The 24417-nt window shown below is 58.7% G+C and carries 20 protein-coding genes; 10 read left to right on the top strand and 10 right to left on the bottom strand.

What is annotated here, in order from left to right:
- Window positions 1–102: 102 nt before the first annotated feature.
- Window positions 103–798: a pirin family protein gene (locus ACI77H_RS22105; RefSeq protein ID WP_407013835.1), complete on the bottom strand. Its 696-nt coding sequence runs from the start codon at window positions 796–798 to the stop codon at window positions 103–105.
- A 238-nt stretch (window positions 799–1036) separates the two neighbouring features.
- Here ACI77H_RS22105 and ACI77H_RS22100 point away from each other — a divergent pair, with 238 nt between their 5' ends.
- Window positions 1037–3508, top strand: a complete 2472-nt coding sequence (locus ACI77H_RS22100) for a UvrD-helicase domain-containing protein (RefSeq protein WP_407013834.1) — start codon at window positions 1037–1039, stop codon at window positions 3506–3508.
- Window positions 3509–3577: 69 nt separating this feature from the next.
- Here the strand turns inward: ACI77H_RS22100 and ACI77H_RS22095 are convergent, their stop codons facing one another.
- Window positions 3578–3850 carry a DUF1652 domain-containing protein gene (locus ACI77H_RS22095; RefSeq protein WP_407013833.1) on the bottom strand — a complete coding sequence of 91 codons (273 nt, stop codon included), beginning with the start codon at window positions 3848–3850 and terminating at the stop codon, window positions 3578–3580.
- Between the two features lie 263 nt (window positions 3851–4113).
- On the opposite strand from ACI77H_RS22095, the gene ACI77H_RS22090 reads away from it, so the two are divergent.
- Genes ACI77H_RS22090 through ACI77H_RS22075 form a run of 4 tightly spaced genes read left to right on the top strand, consistent with a single transcriptional unit; the run spans window position 4114 to window position 7904 of the window.
- Window positions 4114–4929, top strand: coding sequence for a helix-turn-helix domain-containing protein (locus tag ACI77H_RS22090; RefSeq protein WP_407013832.1), 816 nt, complete (start codon window positions 4114–4116; stop codon window positions 4927–4929).
- Between the two features lie 50 nt (window positions 4930–4979).
- A complete protein-coding gene (locus ACI77H_RS22085; protein ID WP_407013831.1) occupies window positions 4980–6386 on the top strand; it encodes an NAD(P)/FAD-dependent oxidoreductase in 1407 nt (468 codons plus the stop codon).
- A 43-nt stretch (window positions 6387–6429) separates the two neighbouring features.
- Window positions 6430–6771 (top strand): cupin domain-containing protein, encoded by a 342-nt coding sequence (locus ACI77H_RS22080; RefSeq protein ID WP_407013830.1) that lies wholly within the window; start codon window positions 6430–6432, stop codon window positions 6769–6771.
- 47 nt (window positions 6772–6818) lie between these two features.
- Window positions 6819–7904, top strand: a complete 1086-nt coding sequence (locus tag ACI77H_RS22075) for a polyamine ABC transporter substrate-binding protein (RefSeq protein ID WP_407013829.1) — start codon at window positions 6819–6821, stop codon at window positions 7902–7904.
- A gap of 44 nt (window positions 7905–7948) precedes the next feature.
- Here the strand turns inward: ACI77H_RS22075 and ACI77H_RS22070 are convergent, their stop codons facing one another.
- Window positions 7949–8605, bottom strand: a complete 657-nt coding sequence (locus tag ACI77H_RS22070) for an MliC family protein (protein WP_407013828.1) — start codon at window positions 8603–8605, stop codon at window positions 7949–7951.
- A gap of 146 nt (window positions 8606–8751) precedes the next feature.
- Window positions 8752–8976, bottom strand: a complete 225-nt coding sequence (locus ACI77H_RS22065) for a YgdI/YgdR family lipoprotein (protein ID WP_407013827.1) — start codon at window positions 8974–8976, stop codon at window positions 8752–8754.
- Window positions 8977–9198: 222 nt separating this feature from the next.
- On the opposite strand from ACI77H_RS22065, the gene ACI77H_RS22060 reads away from it, so the two are divergent.
- The 5 genes from ACI77H_RS22060 (at window position 9199) to ACI77H_RS22040 (ending at window position 16362) form a co-directional block, all read left to right on the top strand.
- Window positions 9199–10851, top strand: coding sequence for a VRR-NUC domain-containing protein (locus tag ACI77H_RS22060; protein WP_407013826.1), 1653 nt, complete (start codon window positions 9199–9201; stop codon window positions 10849–10851).
- Window positions 10848–13127 carry an ATP-dependent DNA helicase gene (locus ACI77H_RS22055; protein ID WP_407013825.1) on the top strand — a complete coding sequence of 760 codons (2280 nt, stop codon included), beginning with the start codon at window positions 10848–10850 and terminating at the stop codon, window positions 13125–13127. The genes ACI77H_RS22060 and ACI77H_RS22055 overlap by 4 nt, the downstream gene beginning before the upstream one ends.
- 232 nt (window positions 13128–13359) lie before the next feature.
- Window positions 13360–13758, top strand: a complete 399-nt coding sequence (locus ACI77H_RS22050; RefSeq protein ID WP_407013824.1) for a hypothetical protein — start codon at window positions 13360–13362, stop codon at window positions 13756–13758.
- An 87-nt stretch (window positions 13759–13845) separates the two neighbouring features.
- On the top strand, window positions 13846–15765 hold the full coding sequence (locus tag ACI77H_RS22045; RefSeq protein ID WP_407013823.1) for a PAS domain S-box protein: 1920 nt from the start codon (window positions 13846–13848) through the stop codon (window positions 15763–15765).
- Between the two features lie 60 nt (window positions 15766–15825).
- Entirely contained in the window at window positions 15826–16362 is a 537-nt protein-coding gene (locus tag ACI77H_RS22040) for a hypothetical protein (protein ID WP_407013822.1), read from the top strand.
- A gap of 49 nt (window positions 16363–16411) precedes the next feature.
- On the opposite strand, the gene ACI77H_RS22035 is transcribed toward ACI77H_RS22040, so the two are convergent.
- The 6 genes from ACI77H_RS22035 to phaC form a co-directional block, all read right to left on the bottom strand.
- Window positions 16412–16888 (bottom strand): hemerythrin domain-containing protein, encoded by a 477-nt coding sequence (locus tag ACI77H_RS22035; protein WP_407013821.1) that lies wholly within the window; start codon window positions 16886–16888, stop codon window positions 16412–16414.
- A 223-nt stretch (window positions 16889–17111) separates the two neighbouring features.
- The gene (locus ACI77H_RS22030) at window positions 17112–18455 is read right to left on the bottom strand and encodes a cation:proton antiporter (protein ID WP_407013820.1); all 1344 of its coding nucleotides are present in this window, start codon (window positions 18453–18455) and stop codon (window positions 17112–17114) included.
- 727 nt (window positions 18456–19182) lie between these two features.
- On the bottom strand, window positions 19183–20331 hold the full coding sequence (locus tag ACI77H_RS22025) for a MalY/PatB family protein (protein WP_407013819.1): 1149 nt from the start codon (window positions 20329–20331) through the stop codon (window positions 19183–19185).
- A gap of 169 nt (window positions 20332–20500) precedes the next feature.
- The gene (locus ACI77H_RS22020) at window positions 20501–21820 is read right to left on the bottom strand and encodes an OprD family porin (protein WP_407013818.1); all 1320 of its coding nucleotides are present in this window, start codon (window positions 21818–21820) and stop codon (window positions 20501–20503) included.
- Window positions 21821–21876: 56 nt separating this feature from the next.
- Window positions 21877–22530 carry a hydrolase gene (locus ACI77H_RS22015; RefSeq protein WP_253403508.1) on the bottom strand — a complete coding sequence of 218 codons (654 nt, stop codon included), beginning with the start codon at window positions 22528–22530 and terminating at the stop codon, window positions 21877–21879.
- 147 nt (window positions 22531–22677) lie between these two features.
- A complete protein-coding gene (gene phaC / locus ACI77H_RS22010; protein WP_407013817.1) occupies window positions 22678–24381 on the bottom strand; it encodes a class I poly(R)-hydroxyalkanoic acid synthase in 1704 nt (567 codons plus the stop codon).
- Between the last annotated feature and the right edge of the window lie 36 nt (window positions 24382–24417).

The following is a 24417-nucleotide window of genomic DNA, read 5'->3' as shown; positions in this document are numbered from 1 at the left end:
GCTGGCTTGCCAGCGAAGGCGGCATCAGACGCGCAGCAAATCCAGAATCAAAAAAAGGGCGACTATTACAGTCGCCTCTTTTTTTGCCCTTTGTTTACACGATCAAGCCAGGTCCACCAGCACAATCTCACTGTCTTCGATGGCCGTCACGCGCAACACTTGCTCATCCGCCACCGCTACACCGTCTCGAGCTTGTGCACGCAAGCCATTGACTTCAATGACACCCGTGGCCGGAACCAGGTAAGCACGGCGGCCATTGTCCAGGCGATATTCCGCAGATTCGCCAGCCTTCAGGTTCGCCGCTACAAGGCGCGCATCCGCACGGATCCGCAGGCTTTGATCGTCGCCGGCCTTGCCGCTGGCCAGGGTCACGAAACCTTCGCGTTGACCTTTAGGGAACGGCTTTGCTCCCCAGGACGGCGCCAAGCCTGTTTCGTTCGGGATGATCCAGATCTGGAAGATTTTAGTTTCAGTCGCTTCCAGGTTGTACTCACTGTGGGCAATCCCGGTGCCGGCGCTCATGACCTGCACGTCGCCCGCTTCGGTGCGACCCTTGTTACCGAGGTTGTCCTCGTGGGTAATCGCACCTTCACGGACATAAGTGATGATTTCCATGTCCCGGTGCGGATGCTTCGGAAAACCGGTGCCCGAGGCGATCACGTCGTCGTTCCAGACCCGCAGGTTGCCCCAGTTCATGCGTTTTGGGTCATGGTATTCGGCGAACGAAAAGTGGTGATGAGCATCCAACCAGCCATGGTGGGCGCCGCCCAGGGAGTTGAAGGGTCTGAGTTCGAGCATGATCGTCTCCTGAAAGGGGTGGTGAATGGCGAGCATCATCTATCAGGCACTGATCGATAAAAAGCGTAAAAACTGCCTCAATACAATCGAATTGACTGATGTAAAATCACCTCGAAACATTCTCATCCAGCCTTCACTTCATCGCATAAGCCAATGACCTGTAAGCATTTCACTAGAACTGAAGGGCAAATGCAGACACCATAGCCCTCAACAGCCTCACACCCTGGAGTCAGCCCGCGTGCCGCAACACACCCCCGATCTTCCTCCTGAACTACGACCGTTGGCCGAGATGCCACTGTTCAAGCGCCTGGCGGCCCGCTTCTTTGGCCACGGGCTGACACGCCTGCGTGCACAACATCGGGCGTCATGGCTGCATGGCCAGGCCGACGGCTTTCGCAGCGGTCACAGCGCCGGGGTGGATTACGGTTATAAGGAAGGCAAGCTCGAAGGGTTGGAGGAAGGTCGGCAGGTGTTGCTGATTCGTGACTCGCGCTCGACCGAGCACCGGCCGCCCAACGTCGATAACAACCTGTTTGACGACTGGCGCCTGCCGTTGAGCGCCGAGTTGAAGAAGCGCATGAAGGCCGATGTCGCTCGTTTGCTGGCGCCGCACGCTCAGCCCAGCACTGCACAGTGGAAAATGATCTTCAGCGATACGCCATCGACGTCGGTGATCGCCGGCGCGGGAGCAGGCAAGTCGACCACTCTGGTGCTGCGTATTTTGCTGTTGACCCACTATCTGGGCTTCGAGCTGAACTCAATGACCGTCGTGACCTTCACGCGGGAGTCGCGCAAGGACTTCATCAACAAGCTAATCGAGATGTTTGCACTCTGGGGGCGGCCACTCGGCGTAAAGGAGGCGCGTGACCTGGTGCGCACCTTCCATTCGCGAATCCTGCCGATGGTGCGCAGCCTGCCGGGCTTCGAGCGGCTGCAAGCGTTCGAAAACCTCAGCAGCCGGGCGCAAGGCACTGGTGAGGAGGTCGATAGCAATCCTTTCGACTTGCGCATCAACGACGCCCAGCGTCAGCAGCTCAACGCCTGTTATCACCACCTGCACACGCGTGATGAGCGCTTTCGCGAACTGATCAAGCCGTTGTCGCGGCATGCCTTGCAGCTCAAGGAACTGGAGCGCGATCACCCGGACGTGCAAAAACGCATGGCCGTGACCGAACTGGCCGCCAAGCGTGATGAAGAGTTGTGCGACTTCGTTGAAGATTTGTGGATTCGCGCGGGGGCCTGGCCCATCAAAGGCATCGAGCCCAATCGACAGTCGTTCGATATCAACGGCTCGACCTTTCATTGTCATGGCTATATTCCGAGCCTGGACGCGTGGGTCGTGCTGGGTTTCGACCCGCGGGAAAACCCGCAGATCAGCCGTCCGAATGCCAAGCTCAGCGTTCGCGCGGAGTGGGCGGTAAAGCGAACCCTGTTTCAAGCTTTCTGTCGTAAGCCTTTGATATGGATTGATAGTTATGAAGCATCTAAACGTGTTTTAGCGTCTCTTGCGGGCGATGCCAGCGCCGGGCCTGGGTTCGATTACAAGGTTAAGGGTGAGCTCGGTTCCGCACCGTTGCTGGACTGTTTTGTCGCAGCGGCAGGGTTTATCGAAAATCTTGGCCTGGATGTTCCGAGCGCCGTAGGCCAAATGAACTTCGCCAACGACGACCCTGACCGATTTTTCTTCGAGGCCTTGAGCCTGTACTGGCGAGCCCTGGAGGATCATCTGCTGGATCAGAAGCCGCCGGTGATGACTTACAACCGCATGTTCGCCTTGTTCAGCGAGCATTCGCCGGAAAACCAGAAACTGCTAAGTGATGAACTGCTGCGTCCCTTGTCTCACCTGATGATCGACGAATTTCAGGACGTATCGCCGCAGATTGTTTCCTGGATTCGTGCCAGCCTCGCCGAGATTCGCAGTCGTGGCCCGGCCATGCATGTGGGGCGCGGCGCTCAGCGTTCGTCGCTGCTGTGTGTGGGCGATGACTGGCAGTCCATTTATGGATGGCGCGGCAGTTCGCCGACGTATTTCATGGAATTTAACAAGGAATTCCCGTCGCCGAGCACGACCAAGGTGATGCTCAGCGACAACTATCGCAGCCACCAGCACATCATTGATGCCGCCGAACACATCGTGCGTGCCGCGCCGTCCATAGCCGGCAAGAAGGCCAAGGCCAGCGGCGAGCCAAGGGCGCTGCTGCCGGTCAACGTGCTGGATCGGGACGATCAAGACTTGGCCAAACGGTTGATGGAGCACTACAGGCAAGGCGATACAATCTTGATGCTCTATCGAAAAAGTAGCGATAAGTCATTGATAGAAGAGCATATTAAGTCTGTAGTTAATGTTGATTCTAACTTGCCGTACGAGTCGCGACGGCTGAAGCAGTTGACCTATCACAGCGCTAAGGGCCTTCAGGCCGATGCCGTGTTTTTGCTGGGAGACTGCCAGCACCTGACCAGCTCACCGTACAAGAATCAGGTCTACCGTATGGCCGGTCTGGGCAAGGCTGGCGACAACGAAGCTTACGATAACGCGCAAAAAGACGAGATTCTGCGGCTGGCTTATGTCGGCATCACCCGTGCGGTGAGCAGTTGCTACTGGTATGTCGATGGCCAGGACAAACAAGCGGCGAACATGCCCAAGGCCTCCGACCGGATCGGCAAGGACAAGGCATTCTTTGCCGATCACCGAGGCAAGGCATTGGCTTAAACCCTCTTGACCCTCACAAAAAAGCCCACAAAAAGTGGGCTTTTTATTATGGCAACTGCGTTTCAGCTTTCAGGCATAACTCCTGAGGGTGACCGGCGGAATGAAAGACTCTAGCTCATCCTCCACCGCTTCGATAATTCGTTCTACGTCCGCTGCGTTCATGACAGTCGCGCACGGAATGCCGGCAATGGCGATCATGGTCTCGCCCGTGGCACGGTCAAAAAGACGGGCAATCATGCTGCCCGGCGCGTCCATGCTCGCCTCAAAACCCATGGGATGAAAATGCCAGCGCATCAGCTGGCAGGCGTTTGGGAAGGTGACTTTACTGAACCCTTTATTCATATGTTGCCCGCCTTCATCATCGAGCGCTTCCGTTAGCTCATGTTAGGAGGGAAGAGCCTTCATTGGCTCAACCGGTGATTGCCTTTAAAAGTAGCATCCGAATGTGAAAATGATGTGGAATTTTCAGGCCGTTTGGCGATTGCTTCCGTTTATTTTGATTCAGGTCACAGGGCTGCGGCCTTGCAGCAAAAGGCCAGTATTGATTGAGCATTGAAGCCGGTGCTGAATTTCGGCAAGCTCGCCTTTTTCTCGTCGAGACCTGTATGCATGCCGATGATGATGGTCCGCTGCAAAGCCTGGCCACGAGCGAGACGGTGATGCGCTATCACCTGCGCTGGAAGCATCGCGATCTGGACGGGGTCATGGCGCTGTATCACCCGGACATCCAGTACAGCGACTTCTTCCAGAACCGCGTAATGGGGCTGGACGAATTGCGCGAGTACGTGCGCAGCAGCATGCCGCGCGATCCCGATGAAGCGCTAGAGCACTCGGACCGCATTCGTCTGGACGGCAACACCGCGTTCATTCAGTACCGCATTACCCTGCGCGGTGGTGAAGGGTTGGTGTCGTTCCGGGCCAGCGAGGCGATCACTGTCCGCGACGGGCTGATCTGGCGGGTCAATGAATATGCCTCGCTGGTGCATGAGCAGCCCGTCAGCAAAACCGTAAACAGTCAGCGCCCGGCCGTCAGTCGTCTCGGGTTGTCTCCGCGTCAGCTGAGTTTCATGGCGCAAGACCTGCAGCAATACTTCCAGCGCCAGCAACCTTATCTGGACCCTGAGCTCGACCTGCAACGGGTGGCGAAGGAGTGCGGGTACAGTCGCAATCAAATGTCCTACCTGCTGAACCAGGTGCTGGGCCAGAGTTTCTATCGCTACGTTAACCAGGCCCGCTTGCAACATGTGCTCGCCGCGCTGGAAAACGCTGCGCCGCCACTGCGTGTCGACGATCTGGCATTTGCCGCCGGCTTCAATTCGTTGTCCGCGTTCTACAGCTGTTTCCGCCGGCACACCGGCTTGTCGCCCAAGGCCTACGTCAAACACATTTCTTTGCGTGCACGCGCGCAAGACAGTCTCTGAGCCCACGCACTAGGATCGACGTCATCGAAGTTTGAGTGGCGGAGTCTTACATGCCGGCGTGGCGCACTATCAGTTTGTGGATGGATCAACTCGACGAGCCATTGCTGGCGCGGCCGGCGCTGGAACACGATCTTGACGTTGACGTCGCCATCATTGGCGCGGGGTACACCGGGCTCTGGACCGCGTACTACCTCAAGCGCCTGGCGCCGGGTCTGAACATTGCCATCGTTGAAGCGCAGACCGCCGGTTTTGGCGCCTCCGGGCGAAACGGCGGCTGGTTGATGGGCAACCTCTTGGGTGAAGACCGATTGCTTGCCGACCTGCCGGTCGAACAGCGAAGGGCGTCGTATGGCTTGCTGCACAGCATTCCCGATGAAGTAGAGATTGTCCTCGAACGTGAAGGCATCGATTGCGATTATCGTAAAGGCGGGGCGCTGTATTGCGCTGCGCGCTACCCGGAACAGGAAGCCAGCCTCCGACGCTACCTGGACAAACTGCACAGCCAGGGCCTGACCGAAAGCCATTACCGCTGGCTGAGCCCCGAGCAGTTGGCGCAACAGATCAGAATCGCCAAGCCTTATGGCGGTATCTATGCACCGCACGTGGCGACCCTGCACCCGGCAAAGTTGGTGCGAGGTCTGGCCCGTACGGTAGAGCGCATGGGCGTCAGGGTTTACGAAAACTCTCCGGTTACCCACTGGCAGTCGGGCAGCCTGCGCACGGCGAACGCTGCGGTGCGCAGCCGCTGGATCGTTCCCGCGGTAGAAGGGTACGCGACCACGTTGCCACCGCTGGGGCGCTATCAATTGCCGGTGCAAAGCCTGATCGTCGCCACCGAGCCACTGTCGGCCGCTACGTGGGATGAAATCGGCCTGAACCGTGGGCAGGCGTTTGGCGAAAGCAGCCGTCAGGTCACTTACGGTCAGCGTACGGCGGATAACCGCCTGGTGTTCGGCGCGCGGGGCGGTTATCAGTTTGCCGGCAAGCTGCGCCATGACTTCGACCTGACCACCAGCGAGGTGGAGTTACGGCGGTATCTGTTTGGTGAGCTTTTCCCGCAACTCAAGGATGTGCGCATTACTCACGGCTGGGGCGGCAACCTGGGCATGCCCCGGCGATTCAAGCCGCACATGCTGTGCGATCAAGCGAGCGGCATTGCGATTTCCGGCGGTTATGGCGGGGAGGGCGTCGGCGCCAGCAATCTGGGTGGACGGACCCTGGCCGACTTGATTCTGCAACGCGATACCGAGCTGGTTCGCCAGCCGTGGGTCATCCCGCAGGGCGGTCTCGATGCACTCAAGACCTGGGAGCCGGAACCCTGCCGCTGGCTCGGCTACAACGCGATCATCCGCAGCTTTGTCCACGAAGACCAGACCCTGGCCAACCCGGCCACCGCGCCTTGGCGACGCAAACTGGCCAGCGGTGTCGCAGGGTTCATGGAAAGTTTCATGCAGTAAACGGCGCGCTCTTCACCTACAGGCTCAATCGACAGGTATTCCCATGGGCATCACGCAGTTCAAGAACACCGCAACCCTGACACTGGACGAATCAAATCCGGTCGCCGTGCCACTGGGCACGCCCGTGGCGGTGGCTTCCACCACTAGCGTCGAACGCGACGACGGGGTCGAGACCGGCGTCTGGGAATGCACCCCCGGTCGCTGGCGTCGGCAGATCGTCGCGCAGGAGTTCTGTCATTTCATTCAGGGGCGCTGCACCTTCACCCCGGATGACGGTGAAACCCTCCACATAGAAGCCGGCGACGCACTGATGTTGCCAGCCAACAGCCTCGGTATCTGGGACATCCAGGAAACCGTGCGCAAGAGCTACGTTTTGATTTTTTGATCCTCTGATTGCCTGCCAACAACAATAACCCACACAGGAATCCACTCATGATCCGAAAGACCCTGGCACTGGCCCCACTGGCGCTCGTCGTGTCCCTCAGCCACGCGGCCGACACCGTCAAGATCTACAACTGGTCGGATTACATCGCACCGGACACCACCAAAAACTTCCAGAAGGAAACCGGCATCGCCTTCAGCTATGACGTCTACGACAGCAACGAAACCCTCGATGGCAAGTTGATGACCGGCAAATCCGGTTACGACGTGGTGTTCCCGTCCAACCACTTCATGGCGCGGCAGATTCAGGGCGGGGCGCTGAAGAAACTCGACAAGAGCCAGTTGCCGAACTGGAAGAATCTCAATCCGGTCTTGCTCAAAGCCTTGCAGACCAACGACCCGGGCAACGAGCACGGCTTCCCGTATCTATGGGGCAGCACCGGCATCGGCTACAACATTGCCAAGGTCAAGGCGGTGCTGGGCGATAACGCGCCGGTGGATTCCTGGGACCTGATCTTCAAACCGGAAAACATGGCCAAATTGCAGAAGTGCGGCGTCGCCATCCTCGACAACGGGCCCGAACTGCTGCCGGCCGCGCTGAACTACCTGGGGCTGCCGCATCACAGCAAGAACCCGCAAGACTACAAAAAAGCTGAAGCGCTGCTGATGAAAGTCCGGCCTTACGTCAGCTACTTCCATTCGTCCAAGTACACCAGCGACCTCGCCAACGGTGACATCTGCGTGGCGGTCGGTTTCTCCGGCGACATCCTGCAGGCCGAAAACCGCGCCAGGGAAGCCAAGAACGGTGTGGACATCGGCTATGCGATTCCCAAGGAAGGCGCCGCCATCTGGTTCGACATGGTCGCCATGCCCGCCGACGCCCCGGACGAAAAGGCTGGCTACGCTTTCATGGACTACCTGCTGCGCCCGGCCGTCATGGCCGACATCAGCAACTACGTGCACTACGCCAACGGCAACGAACAGGCTGACAGCCTGATCGACCCTGCGATCAAGAACGACACCAAGGTCTATCCGAGCCCGGAAATGATGGGAAAACTGTTCGCGCTGGAAGCAATGCCGCTGAACATCGATCGGATTCGGACGCGGGTGTGGAACAAGGTTCGCACGGGCAGCTGACAGGCATTGACCATGCTATCGGGACAGGATGTCCCGTTGCGCGATCAGCCGGCCGGCTCGACCGTACAACTCATTTGTCCCGACCCCGGCATCTGGAGCAACGCGTCACTGCCGTTTTGCCAGAAGCTGTAGGTGCCCCGGTAATCTTTGCCGCTGTATTGGGTGGCGGAATCATTCGTCACCTGGATAAGGGTGGCAGAGGCATTCGCCCATTTCAGGTACACGACACGCGGCTCGACATTAAAGTAGGTGGCGGCAATCAACGCGTTGAGCCCGGCGCAACGAAAGGCTACCGGGCCGTCGGTGAGTCTGCTCGGATCCTTGGTTCGCGCAATCGCCGAGCCCTGACGAAGCTGATACGCCCGCTCGGCATAGCTTCGGATCGTGCAGGCCTTGGAATCCGCGTTGGCAGAGCACTGATTGCGGGCGTCGACCCAGAACCGCTGTTCGATCTCGACTTTGTCCGGAGGCGGCACCGACTGATCGTCGGTGAGTGCCAGGCGATAAAGGCGCGTCAGTTCAATCTCCATCTGCTTCAGTTGAGGGGTGCGGCAGATTAGCTTCTCGACGGCTGCGCTGGCTCTGGCGCAGTCGAAGCTGGTTGTCAGGACTGTAGACGTCCCGGCATTCGCCCATAGGCTCGTCCCCGCACATGCGCTGGCGGTCATGAGCGTGACCAAAAAGGGTGTGAGCATTCTCATGTCGGCTTCACCCGGATCATTTCGTGAGGCCCGTGGAGCAACGCAAACCATGCATCGTCATTCGTAACATGGGCTGTACGCAGTTTAAGGCGGTGTGCGAAACCTGCCACATCGACGATGGCTCGCGATTAACGGTAACGCGGCGTTTAATCTTCCTTGCGAACGGTGGCCACGTCATCCACCTTGACCTTCACTTTCGCCCCGGAAATATCTTCGAATTCGTAAAAGCCTTCCTTGTTATTGGCTTTTGGCATGTCCTCGGTCAAATACTGTGTGCCGTTCTGCAGCGTCACCACCGTTGGCGTCGAGCAACCGGCCAGGGTCAGAAGGGCTGCCGCCGCCAGGGGCAAACCCAGAGTCTTGATGTTCATAACCACCTCATATACTCCAAAAAACAGCGCGACCGTCTTGAACACTTCAATCGCCATTGAACCTCTACCGCGGTTGGTACGATGGATGAGCGGAAAGTTCGACCGGTACTCGAAAAAATCCCGAATCGCGCTGCCGCTTATCCTTTTCCGTTTGCACCGCACGGGTCGTAGCTGGTATCTGTACGCATAACCAGTATTCGCTCACCATGGCCCTGTTTTCCTGTGACCACACATCCCCTCGACGACCCGTTCTATTATTTGAACAACTTCATGCAAGTGCTTGATTGGCTTGAACATCGCTATGTCGATGTGTTGAGTGTCGAGGAGCAATCCTTCATCCGTGAGTTCAATCGACTGCCCCGGGAGTCCCGTGCACTTTTGGTCCGGATGGTCATGCGCAAGGGCGTTCATTTCCGGGCAAGCAAACTGCATTACGTCGAAATTGGCGACATTGCCACCGCTACGGCACCGTTGTTGGCCCTGGGCTGGATCGATGAGCAGTCGCCGCTGCCACTCGATGTGGTGTTCGAGGTGCTGCTCAAGGCCGAAGTCCTTCAATGCTTCGGCGCCGCCATCGAACAGCCCAAAGGGAAAAAGTCCGACTGGTTGACGGCATTGAGCGCACAGTTTCCCGACGCTCACTGCTTCAATCAGTGGTGCACGCCACTGGATGATCGATTGTTCAGCCTGACTATCATGGGCTTGTGCGATCGCCTGCGCCTGATGTTTTTCGGCAATCTTTATCAGGACTGGTCAGAGTTCGTGCTCGCCGACCTCGGTATCTTTACCTATGAAAAAGTCGAGTTTTGCGCCGAATCCCGAGGCTTGCGCAGCCGCGAGGACGTGGATGCGTGCCTGTTTCTTCATGATTGTCAGCAGCAGTTCGAGGCGGGTGACGCGGTGGCGGCGATTGTCGAGCAGATCAACGGACTGGCGCTGACCAATCCGTGGCTGCAAAAGCGCCGCGGCAAATTGCTGTTCCAGATCGGTCAGCACTGTGAGCGCATGGCGGATTTCGCCAATGCCCTGAATATTTACCGCGCGTGCGCCTGGCCGGGCGCACGTTCGCGCTTGATTCGGGTGCTGGAGCGCTGTGGCGAGTATCAGCTGGCCATGGACCTGGCCGTTGCGGCCGGGCAATCGCCGGAAAGCGCCGCCGAACAACAGCAGTTGCTGCGTATGGTGCCCAGGCTGCAACGCAAACTCGGCGGGCCCGCAGTGAAGCGATGCCCTCCACGGGAAATGCTGCGGCTCGATCTGCAACTGCCAAGAACTGACCCGACGCTGTCGGTGGAGTGTTACGTTCAGGCGCATCTGACGGAGGATTCGGCGCCGGTGCATTACGTCGAAAACAGTCTGATCAACTCATTGTTCGGGCTACTTTGCTGGCCGGCGATCTTCGCGCCATTACCGGGGGCGTTTTTCCACCCGTTTCAGCGGGGGCCGGCGGATTTGCTCAATGAAGATTTCCAGGCACGCCGGGCCGATCTGTTTCAGGCCTGCCTTGACGAACTCAATGACGGACGTTACCGGCAGACCATCCGTGAGCGGTATGTCGCCAAATGGGGCGTGCAATCGCCTTTCGTGTTCTGGGGGGCGTTGAGCGAACAGCTGCTTGAGCAGGCCCTCGATTGCCTGCCCGCCGAGCACCTCAAGCACTGGTTCAACCGCCTGCTGCTGGACATCAAGGCCAACCGCGCCGGCATGCCGGACCTGATCCAGTTCTGGCCGCAGCACAAGACCTACCGCATGATCGAAGTCAAAGGCCCCGGTGATCGCCTGCAGGACAACCAGTTGCGCTGGCTCGAGTTCTGCCATGAACACCAGATGCCGATTGCGGTGTGCTACGTGCAATGGGCGGAGCAGAGCGCTTGAGCTACAGCATCGCAGTGCGGGCGTTGTGTGAATTCACCGCCAAGGTCGGCGATCTCGACCTGCGTTTCACGCCATCGCCGACGGCACTGGAAGGGATCGTCGGCCACCGAACGGTGGCGTCCCGGCGCAGCGAACGTTACCAGAGCGAAGTCGCGCTTGAAGGCCAGTACCAGACGTTGAAGGTCAAGGGCAGGGCGGACGGCTACGATCCCGCGCAAAACTGCCTCGAAGAAGTCAAAACCTATCGCGGGGACTTGAGCAAACAACCGCCCAACCATCGTCAATTGCATTGGGCACAGGCCAAGGTCTATGGCTGGTTGATGTGCCAGAAACTGGAGCTGGCGCAGATCAACCTGGCCCTGGTGTATTTCGACATCGTCAGTGAAAAGGAAACCTGTCTGGTCGAGGCTTTCGGCGCTGAAGAGCTGCAGGTGTTCTTCGAACACCATTGCCGACTGTTCCTGCATTGGGCCGAACAGGAAATGGCCCATCGCGAGGCGCGCAACGGCGGGGCACAGCAATTGGCGTTTCCCCATGCCGGTTTTCGTCCGGGCCAACGGCATCTGGCCGAGTCTGTGTTCAAGGCAGTCAGCACCGGCCGGTGCCTGATGGCGCAGGCGCCGACCGGTATCGGCAAGACGCTTGGCACGCTGTTTCCGATGCTCAAGGCGTTGGCGCCGCAGCAACTGGACAAGGTGTTCTTCCTCACGGCAAAAACGCCGGGGCGCAAACTGGCGCTCGACGCCGCGCAGGTGATCCTCGACAGCGCCAAATCGCCACCGCTGCGGGTCCTGGAAATGATCGCCCGGGACAAGGCCTGCGAGCATCCGGACCAAGCCTGCCATGGCGAATCCTGCCCGTTGGCCCAAGGCTTCTATGATCGTTTGCCGGCCGCGCGCCAGGCCGCCAGCGTGCTGACGCTGTTGAACCAGAGCACTTTGCGCGAGGTGGCCCTGAAACATGCGGTCTGCCCGTATTACCTGAGCCAGGAAATGGCCCGCTGGGCAGACGTGGTGGTCGCCGATTACAACTATTATTTTGATTTCAGTGCGCTGCTGTTCGGCCTGGCCCAGGCCAACAACTGGAACGTCGCGGTACTGGTGGACGAAGCCCACAACCTGGTGGAGCGTGGCCGGCAGATGTACAGCGCGAGTCTCGACCAGTCGGCCCTCGACGGCGTGCGTAAAAGCGCGCCCGAGCCGTTGAAAAAATCCCTGCAACGGGTCAATCGTGAATGGAACGCCCTGCATAACCTGCAATCCGGTGCGTATCAGGCTTACGACAATCCACCGGAAAAGTTGCTTCAGGCATTGTTTTCCTGCAGCGCCAGCATCGGCGACTACCTCAACGATCACCCGCAGGGCCTGGACAGCGCATTACAGACGTTTTATTTCGACATGCTGCAATTCTGCCGCGTCGCCGAACTCTTCGATGAACAGTTTCTGTTCGACATCAGCAAGCGGGACCTCGAGCGTAAAAAACCGCTCTCGCAACTGTGCCTGCGCAACGTGGTGCCGGCCGGTTTCATCCGTCCACGCCTGACGGCAGCACGCAGTACCGTGCTGTTTTCCGCGACGTTGAGTCCACGCCATTACTACGCGGACCTCCTCGGGACGCCAGCGAACACGGTGTGGATCGACGTCGAGTCACCGTTTCACGCGGATCAGTTGAAGGTGCATATCGTCAGTCAGATCTCTACGCGGTTTGTCCATCGACAGTCTTCCCTGGCGCCGATTGTCGAGCTGATTGCCAAGCAGTTCAGTCAACGCCCCGGCAACTACCTGGCATTTTTCAGCAGCTTCGATTACTTGCAGCAGGTGACGCAGTTGCTGGCCGAAACACACCCACACATCAATTTGTGGGCGCAATCGCGGGGCATGGCAGAAGCCCAGCGCCAGGACTTTCTCGACCAGTTCACCGCGGACAGTCAGGGCGTCGGCTTCGCAGTGCTGGGCGGGGCCTTTGGCGAGGGCATCGACTTGCCCGGCGCACGGCTGATCGGTGCATTTATCGCCACTTTGGGCCTGGCGCAACTCAACCCGGTCAACGAACAGTTGAAACATCGCATGGCTGCGATTTTCGGCGCCGGTTACGACTACACCTACCTGTTCCCCGGTGTACAGAAAGTGGTGCAGGCGGCTGGGCGCGTGATTCGCACCCAGCAGGATGATGGGGTGGTGATGTTGATCGATGACCGGTTTGGCGATAGCAAGGTCAAGCAGTTGCTGCCGCGCTGGTGGTCGGTTGCCCCGGCGATTTCGCTCCCAGCAGGGTAGGAATTTTTACCCTGAAAAACATCGACATGCCTTGAAAGACACCGGCATTTGAACAAGTGGCGAATGTTCGCTTTATTCATAGGGGCAATCATCACTTTCAAGCCAGTCTTTGATAAGGAAATCAAGGTATGTCAGCAGCACCGGACTATAAGTACACCTCAGAGAAGGTCACGGCCGCTTTCGATGAAATACGAGCATTAAGCGAGCGCTAAAAAGCCTTGAAGTACAGGACTTGGAAAGATTTCTCACGGCGGAGAAGCTGGATATCAGCACAGGCCTTTCGCAAGCGATCATTCTGGCCTTCGAGATGGCGGCAAAGGCGGTCAGCGGTTCGCAAATGTTCGTCTATGAGCGCGGCTTCGGCGCGTTGAACGAACGTATCCTGCGTGCGCATAGCGCCTATATCAAAAACACCGGCGGTTCGGTCACCACAACGACAACCCTGGTGGATTTTGCCTATAGCGTCTATTCCGGCATCATTCAGAACTTCGTCTTCGCAAGGCGCGATCGCGATGAAATCGTTAAAGAGTGCCATTTGGCATTACTCAAGGCCTCGACCCACGCGACGGACGTACCGCAATTTGTCTACAACGACCCGTACACCTACCTCGTCTGGTACGTGTATCGATAGTTTCGGGCGACAAGCGTTGTTTTTCCGGCTTCTCAAAATCCCGCTTTGTCCCATACTCCACGAAGACAATCCCGACGAGATGGATCAATGAGCGAAGATCGAACCAAAGCCAGCGCCATCGAGGACGGGCGTTTTCGCCTGTTGATCGATGCGGTGATTGACTATGCGATCTACATGATTGATCCCGACGGCATCATCACCAGCTGGAACGCTGGCGCCCGCCGCTTCAAAGGGTATGAGGAAGCGGAAATTCTAGGTCAGCATTTTTCGCGTTTCTACACCGAAGAGGACCGTCTCAAAGGGATGCCCCAACGAGCCCTGGACACGGCCATTCGGGAGGGGCGTTTTGAAGGAGAAGGCTGGCGGGTGCGTAAGGACGGTACGCATTTCTGGTGCCACGTGCTGATCGATCCGATCCTCGATCCGACGGGCAAGCTGCTGGGGTTCGCCAAGATTACCCGGGACCTGACCGACCGCAAGATGGCCGAAGAAGTACTCAAGCGAAGCGAGCAGCAGTTCCGGCTGCTGGTGCAAAGCGTCACGGACTACGCCATCTACATGCTCGACCCTGATGGACGTCTGACCAACTGGAACCCCGGCGCCCAGCGCATCAAGGGTTACCTGCCCGAAGAGGTGATCGGCCAGCATTTTTCGATGTTTTACACCCCGGAAGATCGCGCAGCCGGCGAACCAAAGCACACGCTGGACATTGCGGTCCGCGAAGGTCGATTCGAGAACAAAGGCTGGCGACTGCGCAAGGACGGCACACGGTTCCTGGCGCATGTCGTGGTCGACCCGATCTGGGGCGATACCGGTACGTTGCTTGGTTTCGCCAAGATCACCCGGGATATCACCGAAGCGACCCATGCGCAGCACGCCCTTGAACAAACCCGCGAAGCACTTTTCCAGGCGCAAAAAATGCAGGCCATCGGACAGCTGAGCGGGGGGATTGCCCATGACTTCAATAATCTGTTGACGGTGATCCTTGGCAACCTGGAAATCGTGCGCAAGCGTGTGGGGGAGGATTCAAAGATCACCCGGTTGCTGGATAACGCCACTCAAGGCGCCTTGCGCGGAGTGTCGCTGACCCAACGCATGCTGGCGTTTGCCAGGCGTCAGGAACTGAAGACCGAGCCCGTCGAGATACCGACGCTGGTGGAAGGTATCTCCGGCCTGTTGCGCAGTTCCCTCGGGCCGTCCGTGGTTCTGGAAACGCGCTTTACGCAAGCAGTCGAGCCCGTATTGGCCGACGTAAACCAGCTCGAACTGGCGGTCCTGAACCTGGTGACAAACGCCCGCGACGCTATGCCCCATGGCGGCAGAATCCTGATCAGCGCCCGGTCTGAAGAAGCCAGCGATCACTCCGAGCTCACGCCCATGTCAGGCCGTTATGTCTGCCTGAGTTTCAGTGATACGGGGGAGGGCATGGATGACGCCACCCTTGCCTCGGCAATGGACCCCTTTTTCACCACCAAGGGCATCGGCAAAGGGACAGGGCTGGGATTGTCGATGGTGCACGGCTTCATCGAACAACTGGGCGGGCGATTCATTCTAAAAAGCCAGAAGGACAAGGGGACCACGGCCGAATTGTGGATACCCGTCGCCACACAGGGTTCGGTTGCCAGGCCTGTGCAGCTGGAAACCGCGCCGCCGGTGCCTCGTCTGAACGTGCTGGTGGTGGACGACGACAGTCTGGTGCTGACCAGTACCTGCCTGTTGCTCGAAGACTTGGGCCATCGGGTCATCAGTGCGGTATCCGGGGCTCAAGCGCTGAACGTGTTCGACAGCGAGCAAGCCATCGATCTGGTCATTACCGACATGGCCATGCCGCAGATGGACGGTGCGCAACTGGCACAGGCGATCCGAAGTATCAAACCTGACCTGCCGATCATCCTTGCCACGGGTTACGCCGAGCGGCTGGAGGGCTTTGCGACCAGGCTCCCGCGTCTGTCCAAGCCTTTCACTCAACTCAATCTGGTGGAAATCATCGCCTCGACGTTGCGCTAATAATCCAGCTGAACTTGTCAGGCGGTAGTTCTTCTAAACGGTTTCCATCGTGTGAATCCCTTGCCAAGAATACTGACTGCCGTTCCTGCCGAAGAAGCACTGACCGACCACAACGCAAAAATGTTCGGCTCGCCCAAGGAACGCCTGGATTTCTACCGCCGGGAAATCCAGTACGAAACCAGCATCCTGGCCAATCGCACCGATGCCTACCTGGCGGCGCAATCGTTCCTGGTGATTGCCTTCGCCTCCTGCATGGCAAACCTCAATCCCGAGTGGGGCAAACTCTTCACCCTGGTGGTGCCGCCCTTTCTGGCGTTGTTGGGGCTGCTGAGTTCGCTCAATGCCTGGCCGGGCATTCGCGCGGCGTATGACATCATCGATCACTGGCACTTCAAACAAAGTGAACTGTTGCGCAGCGAGCCCCTGATGGGTCTCGCCTATGACGAATCGCCGCTGTTCAGCAAGATGGAATCGTCGCACAAGGGCTACCGCAAATCGCTGTTGTTTTCAGTGCGTACGCCCTGGATATTCGCCACGTTCTGGGTGCTGCTGGGCAGCTACGCGTTTTACATCCAGGTAACCAACCCCGGTGGCTGAACCCAAAAGGCCCGGAAAATGCCGGGCCTTTTTATGGCTGTCGCGTTGATCAAGCCGCCAGATTGGCCGCGCTCATTTCTTTCTTGTACTGAGCCTTGAGGCTTTCCATCTGCGCACCCAACTCTTCAAGGGTGGCTTTGCCCAGCAGTTTTTTCGCCTGCGGAAACATTTCCGTTTCTTCCTCTTCGATGTGGTGTTCCAACAGTTCCTTGACCACTTTCACGCGACCGGCAAATTCCGGGGTGGATGGGTCGGTGACTTTTAAGTCCGGCAGCACCAGAGAGTCCACGGTGCGGTGTTCTTCCTTGGCCTCGTAATACATGACGTCCTGTTCTTTGCCGCCCGCTTTTTTATACGCCGGGTACAGGACTTCTTCTTCGAGGCGGGTATGGATGGCGATCTCCATTTCCAGCCTGGCCAATAATTCGGTGCGTTTTTTCACTCCGCGCTCGGTGGATTCGCTCAATTGGGTGAGGATGCCCTTTACGCGTTCATGGTCGGCTTGCAACAGGTCAATGGCGTTCATGGTCGAGTCTCTCAATAGTCACGGGGATGAGCGCGAACGGTCTCAAGGCCGAAGGTCGCTGCTGGTCCTGGAGCATTTGACGTGCCACTTTTTCTGCTGCGGTAGCTGCCATGAAAATCAACAGGTTGAATTGGCTGATGGCGAATTGAGCTCATGCAGGCTGCATGAGTCCGGATTTTGACTCATGCAGTTCGCGGCTTCGGGTTTCGCATCAGGTATCCAGTCAACGGTTTTGCTTTTTACGCCGTTCGTACCAAGCCAGCATCGGTTGCGTGCTGATGCCATGGATGAGGATGCTCAGCGCCACCACGGACAAGGTCAGGTCGGTGCAAAGCGTCGCAATCGACGGCGCCAGCCCATGGTTCAGGGCATAGAAAAGGTAATACAGGCTACCGATGCCGCGGATGCCGAACCAGCCGATCAACAGGCGCTGATGACCGCTCAGCACACCACGCCAGGGCAGGACGACGACGCTCAGCGGCCGTATCAGGCCAAATAACGCGCCACCGATCAACAGTGCTCGCCAGTCCCAGTGCGCCACCAGCACCACCCCGAGCAATGTCACCAGAAACACTTCCATGGCCCGCTCTACGAGACTGCCAAACGCGAGCATGTCACCCATCATGATGCCGGCGGCGACCTGGGTATCTTCAAGGCCATCGGTATCGCCATGCACGGCGTGTTGCAGCTCGACGTTCTGATGGCCGACTACCGCCTGAACCAGATGCTCGGCGGGGATTTCGTCATCGCCAGTGGATTTGACCTCTTCATGGCGCAGGCCGAGGCCCGCGGCGAACACGGACAGAAAGCCGTAGCCATGAATCCATTCGGCGCCCACGTAAGCCAGGGCGATCAAGGCGAGGGCCAGATAGTCGTTAGGTGAAAGGGTGCTGTCGTCATTCCTGATCCGCAGCGCCAGCGTCAGACGACCGATGCCGCGCCCCATCCCGTAGCCGATCAACAGGCCGGCGGGGACGGCCCAGAGCAGGCTGCGGAGCGCCCAGTCGCCCAGCCAGCCGGGATTGCCGTCGTGTTGCAACAGCAGTAAGCCGAGGATCACGAACGGAAAGGCGATCCCGTCATTCAGCCCGGCTTCACCGGAGAGGCCAAAGCGCACGCTGTCGTCATCCCGTGCGTCGTTAACCTGCACCAGGGCGGCGAGTACCGGATCGGTCGGCGCCAGAATCGAGCCGATCAACACCGAGGCACCCCAGGACAATTCGAAACCGTAGTGCAGCAGCAGGCAAACACCGGCGATGGTCAGCACCATCACCGGGCCTGCCAGGCCCATGGCGATGCGCCACTTTTCATCCTTGAACGGCGAGCGCAATTTCAAGCCACAGACAAACAGCGAAAAGAGCACCGCGACTTCCGTCAGGTGCTCCATCCAGAACGAGGCATCCTGAATGTCCAGTTTCAATAACCCTAGCGCCGCCGGTCCGATAGCGATACCCAACACCAGGCACACCGCCGCTGTGGTGACCGGCAGCCAGCGCAGGTACGACGACGTCAGCGCCAATGTCAGCAGCATGGCACCCAACACTGCCATCCAGAGAATGAAGCTCATGCGCCGTACTCGCCGCAGCGTTGGCGCGATGCCGGGCTGATGGCAATCAACCGACGGTAGCGCGCAGGTATCCCGGCGTCAGTACGTTGAACCTGGCGTTCGGTTGGGTAGACAGCTTGTCGATAGGTGCGGACATGACGACCTCCAGAGCTGGAGCGGCCTATGACAGAGCCCCTGAACGTATTGAGGGGCGAGCTTTGTCAGGGGTTCACTTTTTCTCGCCGGAGCCGGTGGTGATCCGATAGAGGGAATGCCAGGAGGCAGTGAAGATCAGCGATTGGGCCTTGAGCCTTGCGCTGACCTTGCGGGTGTCATCGCTGGCAAGCCAGCTCCTACAGGGGGCGAGGCGGCTGACGAGGATTAGTGTCGCGACCAATTTCTGTAGGAGCCAGCTTGCTGGCGATAGGCCTTGAGCCTTGCGCTGACCTTGCGGGGGTCATCGCTGGCAAGCCAGCTCCTACAGGAGGCGAGGCGGCTGGCGGGGATTAGTGTTGCGACCAATTTCTGTAGGAGCCAGCTTGCTGGCGATAGGCCTTGAGCCTTGCGCTGACCTTGCGGGGGTCATCGCTGGCAAGCCAGCTCCTACAGGAGGCGAGGCGGCTGGCGGGCATTAGTGTTGCGACCAATTTCTGTAGGAGCCAGCTTGCTGGCGATAGGCCTTGAGCCTTGCGCTGACCTTGCGGGCGTCATCGCTGGCAAGCCAGCTCCTACAGACGAGGGGTGTTTGTCAGAGGTCGCGCAGGCTGCGCTCCATCCGTGCAAGGCCTTCCTCCAGCAACACGCGCGGGCAGCCGAAGTTCAGGCGCACGAACTGTTGGCTGTCATCGCCGAAATCGAGGCCGGCGCTCAATCCGACTTTGGCCTGTTCAAGGAAGAATTGCTGCGGATTCTCCAGCCCCAGCGCCGAGCAATCGAGCCAGGCCAGGTAGGTGCTCTGAGGCACATTCATGCTGACGCCGGGCAAGCGCGTACGAACGGCATCCACCAGGTAATCGCGGTTGCTTTGCAGGTAGTCCTTGAGCGCGGCCAGCCAAGGGCCGGCATCGGTGTAGGCAACGCGTGTCGCTTCCATCCCCAGCGGATTGATGCTGTCGACCATGCCGCAGCGCGCATGGTTGACCCGCTCTCGCAGGGCGTGGTCCTGAATGATCATGAACGAGGTCTTCAGGCCGGCGATGTTGTAAGCCTTGCTCGCCGACATCAGCGTGATGGTGCGCTGAGCGATTGGCGCACTCAACGACGCGGTCGGAATGTGCTGGCGGCCGTCGAAGCAAAGCTCGGCGTGGATTTCGTCGGAAATGATCCACGCGTCCTGCGCCACACAGATATCGGCCACGGCTTGCAGTTCTTCCCTTGGGAACGCCTTGCCCAGCGGGTTGTGCGGGTTGCTCAGCAGCAGCGCGCCGCCACCTTTCAGCGACTGGCGCAAGGCGTCAAGGGGCGTGGCGTATGTGCCATCAGCCATCGCCTCGAAATTCAGTTCAACCTTGTTCAGCCCCCAATGCCCCGGTGCATGGCGCAGCGGCGGGTAATTGGGAACCTGGACCACGACGTTCTGTTGCGGCTGGACCAGCGCGTTCAGGGCCATGTTGAAACCCGATTCCACGCCCGGCAGGAAAATCAGTTCCTGTGGCTCGACGCGCCAGGCGTATTTGTTCCAGAGGTCGGCAACGATGGCATTGCGCAGATCGTCCTGCGCCACGCTGTAGCCGAGCAACGGGTGTTCCAGACGTTTTTGCAGGGCCTGGATGATCACCGGTGGCGCGGCAAAATCCATGTCGGCCACCCACATCGGCAATACGTCCGCCGGGTAGCGGCTCCACTTGGTACTGCCGGTGTTGTGGCGGTCGAACACCTGATCAAAATCGAAGGTCATGCTCAGTCTCATGCAAGGCAGGGTTGTTTTCGGCGGTCATGATAAACGCCAAGCCCTGTGGGAGCGAGCCTGCTCGTGAAGGCGGTGGTTCAGGCTTGCTTCTACAGATTGTCAGGGGCGGCACCCGTTTCCGGGCAGGCTCGACTCCCGCTGCCTTTGGGCATGTCCATCAGAAGCGCCCAAAGCGCAGCGGGTACTCGATGACCACGTAAACCCTGTCGATATCATCCCCGGCCTGAGCGCTGTTGGCCCGGTGCGAGACATGGGACAGTTGCAGCGACAGACCCTTGGCCGATCCAGACTGGACGATGTAGCGCAGGTCGATGTCGCGCTCCCAATGTCGACCGCCATCGCCTTGCTGCGGCACGCTCACACCGAGCGATTCATCGAACGGGTTGTAGGCGCCACCTTTGGGCGCATGGGTGCCGTCAATCTGACTGCCCATGACATAACGGGTCATGAATTTCAGCCCCGGAACGCCGTAGGTGCTCAAATCGAGGTCGTAACGTGCCTGCCACGAGCGTTCGTGGGCGCCGTTGAAGTCGGCGTACTTGATCGAGTTGGCGAGGTAGATCGAGTCGCCACCGACGAAGTCGAACGGCGTGTCGCCATTGATTTTTTGAAAGGCCACGGTAAAGGCCTGCGCATCGACGGTGTACTTGCCCGACAGGCTGAACGCGGTGTTATCGATAGCACCTGCCAGCGCCTGGCCGGTGTCCCGTGTCTGGTAGAGGTTGGCGTCGAGGAAAACACTGGACTGTTTTAAATGCAGATTGGCGTAGTACTGATGCCAAGTGTCGGTCAGTTCAGACGCATACAGCGCACCCCCAAACGGACTTTGGGTGAACACGTCAGCACCGACGAAGGTGATGCCGCCGGCCTCGGTGTTGGCGCCGTAACCGTAGAAGTCGTCCTTGCCTGATGAATGGTCCTGATTCTTGAACGCCGTGAAGTGCCCGGCCTGCAGCGTCGTGCCATCTATTTCGCGACTGTTCAACAGAAAACCGCTGGCGTACTCGGGTTGCAGGCGTTTGTCTGAGGTATCGAATACCGGGGTTTCGACCATCATTTCGCCGAAGGTCAAAGTGGTTTTAGATGCCTTGATTTTCAGCGCGCCGCCGCCACTGGAATAGTCGCTTTCGCTGCGACCGTCACTGTCCAGCGGCAACAGTCCGGTGCCGGAGTGCCCCTTGCCACCGTCAAGTTTCAACCCCAGAAACCCGTGGGCATCAAGCCCGAATCCGAGGCTTCCGGGTGTGAAACCAGATTCAAAAGAACTGATAAAACCCTGAGCCCATTCGGCTTTGTAGCTTTTGTCCGCCGGTGACGGCGATCGATAGTCGTTGTTCAGGTAGAAGTTTCGGCTCAGCACTTCAAGCTTCGCGTCGGCCAGCAAGCCCTGCGATTCATCCGCCAGGACCATGCCTGAAAACAGCACGGGCAAGCACACGCACAGCCTGCGATTGAGGTCTCGTGAGGAAAACGTCATCGATCAATCCACCGCGAGGGCGGCGACTCCGGTGTGCCCGGAGTCGCGGCTATTGCTTAATGGGCTTCGGACGCGCCGAACATGCTCTTGGCGTAGATCAACCCCAGGCCGTAGGCGCCGCCGTTGGCAATCGAGGTTTTCACGGTTTCTTCATAGGTTTCGCCGCGAGCCCAGTCGCGCTGCAATTCAAGCAAGTATTGCAACGAAGTCATGGGCCGCGCGCCGATCTGGATCATGCGCTGCATCGCCATTTCATGGGCTTCGGTGGTGACGTCGCCACAGGCGTCGGCGATCACGTAGACCTCAAAACCCTGATCAATGGCCGACAGCGCCGGGCCAACGATGCACACGGAGGTCCACAGGCCGGCGAGGACGATTTTCTGTTTGCCGAATTTGTTCACTTCAACGGCAATGCGCTCGTCTTCCCAGGTGTTCATGCTGGTGCGGTCGATGACGTTGTGCTCCGGGAATACCGATTTGATTTCGTCAAAGATCGGACCGGAGAAGCTTTTCTCGGCAACGGTGGTAAGGATGGTCGAGACCTTGAAACCACGCGCCGCCTTGGCCACCAGGGCAGCGTTGTTACGCAGGGTGACGGCGTCGATCGACTTGGTCGCAAAGGACATCTGCGACTGGTGGTCGATCATGATCAGCGTGTGGTCGGTCGGGGTCAGCAGGGTTTTGCCGGGTACTGCTTTTGCGATAGCCATGGCGATGTCCTTTCAGGATGAGTGAGGAGACCATGGTGGCGTAGAGTCGGGTGGGGATATTGAACCGATGTGCTGTGTTTCGACGTTGTTGTGGGCGAGATCGATGAAACGCCCCGCGCAATAAACGCTATTGCGCGGGACTGCCGATCATTGCATCACGTAACGACCGGGTGCCGATTCCAGTGCAGGGTATTGCGCATTACCGGTGTGCAGCACCGAAGGCTGGCGTTCACCGGCGTGTCCGGCCAGCCAGACGAACCAGTCATTCCACCAGCTACCGGGATGTTGCTCGGCATTCTTGAACCAGGTGTCGGGGTTTTTCGTGACCCGGTTGTTGGTCCAGTAATGGCGTTTTTCCTTGGCGGGCGGGTTGATGACCCCGGCGATATGTCCTGAAGCGCCCAGTACGAAGCGCTTGGTGCCGGCCAGCAGTTCGGTGCTGGCGTAGGCGCTTCGCCACGGCACGATGTGATCGTCATGGGTGGCGAGGATGTACGCCGGCGCTTCGATGGCGCGCAAGTCGAGCTTGACGCCACAGCAGTCCAGTTCGCCGGATTTCAGGTCGTTTTGCAGGTAGGTGTGGCGCAGATACCAGCAATACATCGGGCCGGGGAGGTTGGTGCTGTCGTTGTTCCAGAACAGCAGATCGAGGGGGATCGGCTTCTGACCCTTGAGGTACTTGTCGACGTTGTAGTTCCACCACAAATCATTCGGGCGCAGCAACGAGAAGGTGTTGCCCATGTCCTCGCCCTTGAACAGACCGATCGGGCCGTCGACGCCACCGATGGTGCGCTCGCGGTAAGCCACCAGTTGTTCGTCGACGAAGATGTCGATGGGCCCGGTGTCGAGGTAATCGAGAAACGTGGTCAACAGGCTGACGCTGGCGATCTCGCGATCACCACGGGCCGCCAGCACGGCCAGCGCGGTACTCAGCAGCGTGCCGCCGATGCAGAAGCCGACACAGTTGGGCCGTTGCTCGCCGCTGATTTCACGGGTGACTTGCAGGCCTTTGATGATGCCGGTTTCGATCAGGTCGTCCCAGGTGGTGTTGGCGTGTGCCTGATCGAAGTTGCGCCACGACATCAGAAACACCGGGTGCCCTTGCTGCAGCAGATGGCGAATCATCGAATTATCGGGCCGCAAGTCGAGGATGTAGTACTTGTTGATCGACGGCGGCACGACAAAAACCGGGCGCCGGTACTGGGTTTCGCTTTGCGGGTAGTACTGAATCAGCTGGAACAGTTCATTCTCGAACACCACTTCACCGGGGGTGCTGGCCAAGTCGACACCGACCTTGAAGGCGCCGCTGTCGCACTGTCGCATTTTGCCTTCCTGCAGATCGCTGGCCAGGTGCAGCAAGCCCGTGAGCAGGCTCACGCCCTGAGTGTCCGCGGCGCGCTTTAACGCATCGGGATCGCTCGCCAGAAAGTTGCTCGGTGCGCCGGCGGCGATGGCTTGCTCCACCAGGTACAGCAGGCGCTGGCGGGGCTTTTTGTCTTTGATCGGCAGCTTGTCGAGCAGTTTGAGCAGGAACCCGGCGTTGAGCAGGTAAAACGCAGCGAGGGAGCCAAACAGCGGCTCGCTCCAGTTGCCACTGGCGAAACGTCGATCTTCGAAGGTGAAGGGCTGGCCGCTCATCAACCGCTGGCCGAGGTTCGCCCATTGCAGTTGATAGTCCGATTGCAGGCTGTCCAGGGTGCCGCGTGGCAAGTCGAACCACTCGTTGTATTGCTGTCCGGTGAACCACGGATTGCTGCTGACCCATAACCGCAATTGTTGCACTGCAAAGGAGGCAATGAACGGAACCTGGCCGGACCAGAACGTATTGAAAGTGTGCGCGTTATTGTCCATGGAACTCCTTGCCCACATCAGCAAACCGGGCAGAAA

Origin of the sequence: Pseudomonas sp. O230 (genome assembly GCF_045447035.1) — a bacterium.
Taxonomy (GTDB): domain Bacteria; phylum Pseudomonadota; class Gammaproteobacteria; order Pseudomonadales; family Pseudomonadaceae; genus Aquipseudomonas.
This window is presented reverse-complemented; position numbering and strand designations above follow the sequence as displayed.

Coding starts and splice junctions, on each gene's coding strand:
- ACI77H_RS22080 (WP_407013830.1), top strand. CDS start 6,430: ATGGGCATCACGCAGTTCAAGAACACCGCAACCCTGACACTGGACGAA.
- ACI77H_RS22065 (WP_407013827.1), bottom strand. CDS start 8,976: ATGAACATCAAGACTCTGGGTTTGCCCCTGGCGGCGGCAGCCCTTCTG.
- ACI77H_RS22035 (WP_407013821.1), bottom strand. CDS start 16,888: ATGAACGCCATTGACCTGTTGCAAGCCGACCATGAACGCGTAAAGGGC.
- ACI77H_RS22075 (WP_407013829.1), top strand. CDS start 6,819: ATGATCCGAAAGACCCTGGCACTGGCCCCACTGGCGCTCGTCGTGTCC.
- ACI77H_RS22105 (WP_407013835.1), bottom strand. CDS start 798: ATGCTCGAACTCAGACCCTTCAACTCCCTGGGCGGCGCCCACCATGGC.
- ACI77H_RS22025 (WP_407013819.1), bottom strand. CDS start 20,331: ATGACCTTCGATTTTGATCAGGTGTTCGACCGCCACAACACCGGCAGT.
- ACI77H_RS22070 (WP_407013828.1), bottom strand. CDS start 8,605: ATGAGAATGCTCACACCCTTTTTGGTCACGCTCATGACCGCCAGCGCA.
- ACI77H_RS22020 (WP_407013818.1), bottom strand. CDS start 21,820: ATGACGTTTTCCTCACGAGACCTCAATCGCAGGCTGTGCGTGTGCTTG.
- ACI77H_RS22015 (WP_253403508.1), bottom strand. CDS start 22,530: ATGGCTATCGCAAAAGCAGTACCCGGCAAAACCCTGCTGACCCCGACC.
- ACI77H_RS22045 (WP_407013823.1), top strand. CDS start 13,846: ATGAGCGAAGATCGAACCAAAGCCAGCGCCATCGAGGACGGGCGTTTT.
- phaC (WP_407013817.1), bottom strand. CDS start 24,381: ATGGACAATAACGCGCACACTTTCAATACGTTCTGGTCCGGCCAGGTT.
- ACI77H_RS22030 (WP_407013820.1), bottom strand. CDS start 18,455: ATGAGCTTCATTCTCTGGATGGCAGTGTTGGGTGCCATGCTGCTGACA.
- ACI77H_RS22085 (WP_407013831.1), top strand. CDS start 4,980: ATGCCGGCGTGGCGCACTATCAGTTTGTGGATGGATCAACTCGACGAG.
- ACI77H_RS22090 (WP_407013832.1), top strand. CDS start 4,114: ATGCATGCCGATGATGATGGTCCGCTGCAAAGCCTGGCCACGAGCGAG.
- ACI77H_RS22095 (WP_407013833.1), bottom strand. CDS start 3,850: ATGAATAAAGGGTTCAGTAAAGTCACCTTCCCAAACGCCTGCCAGCTG.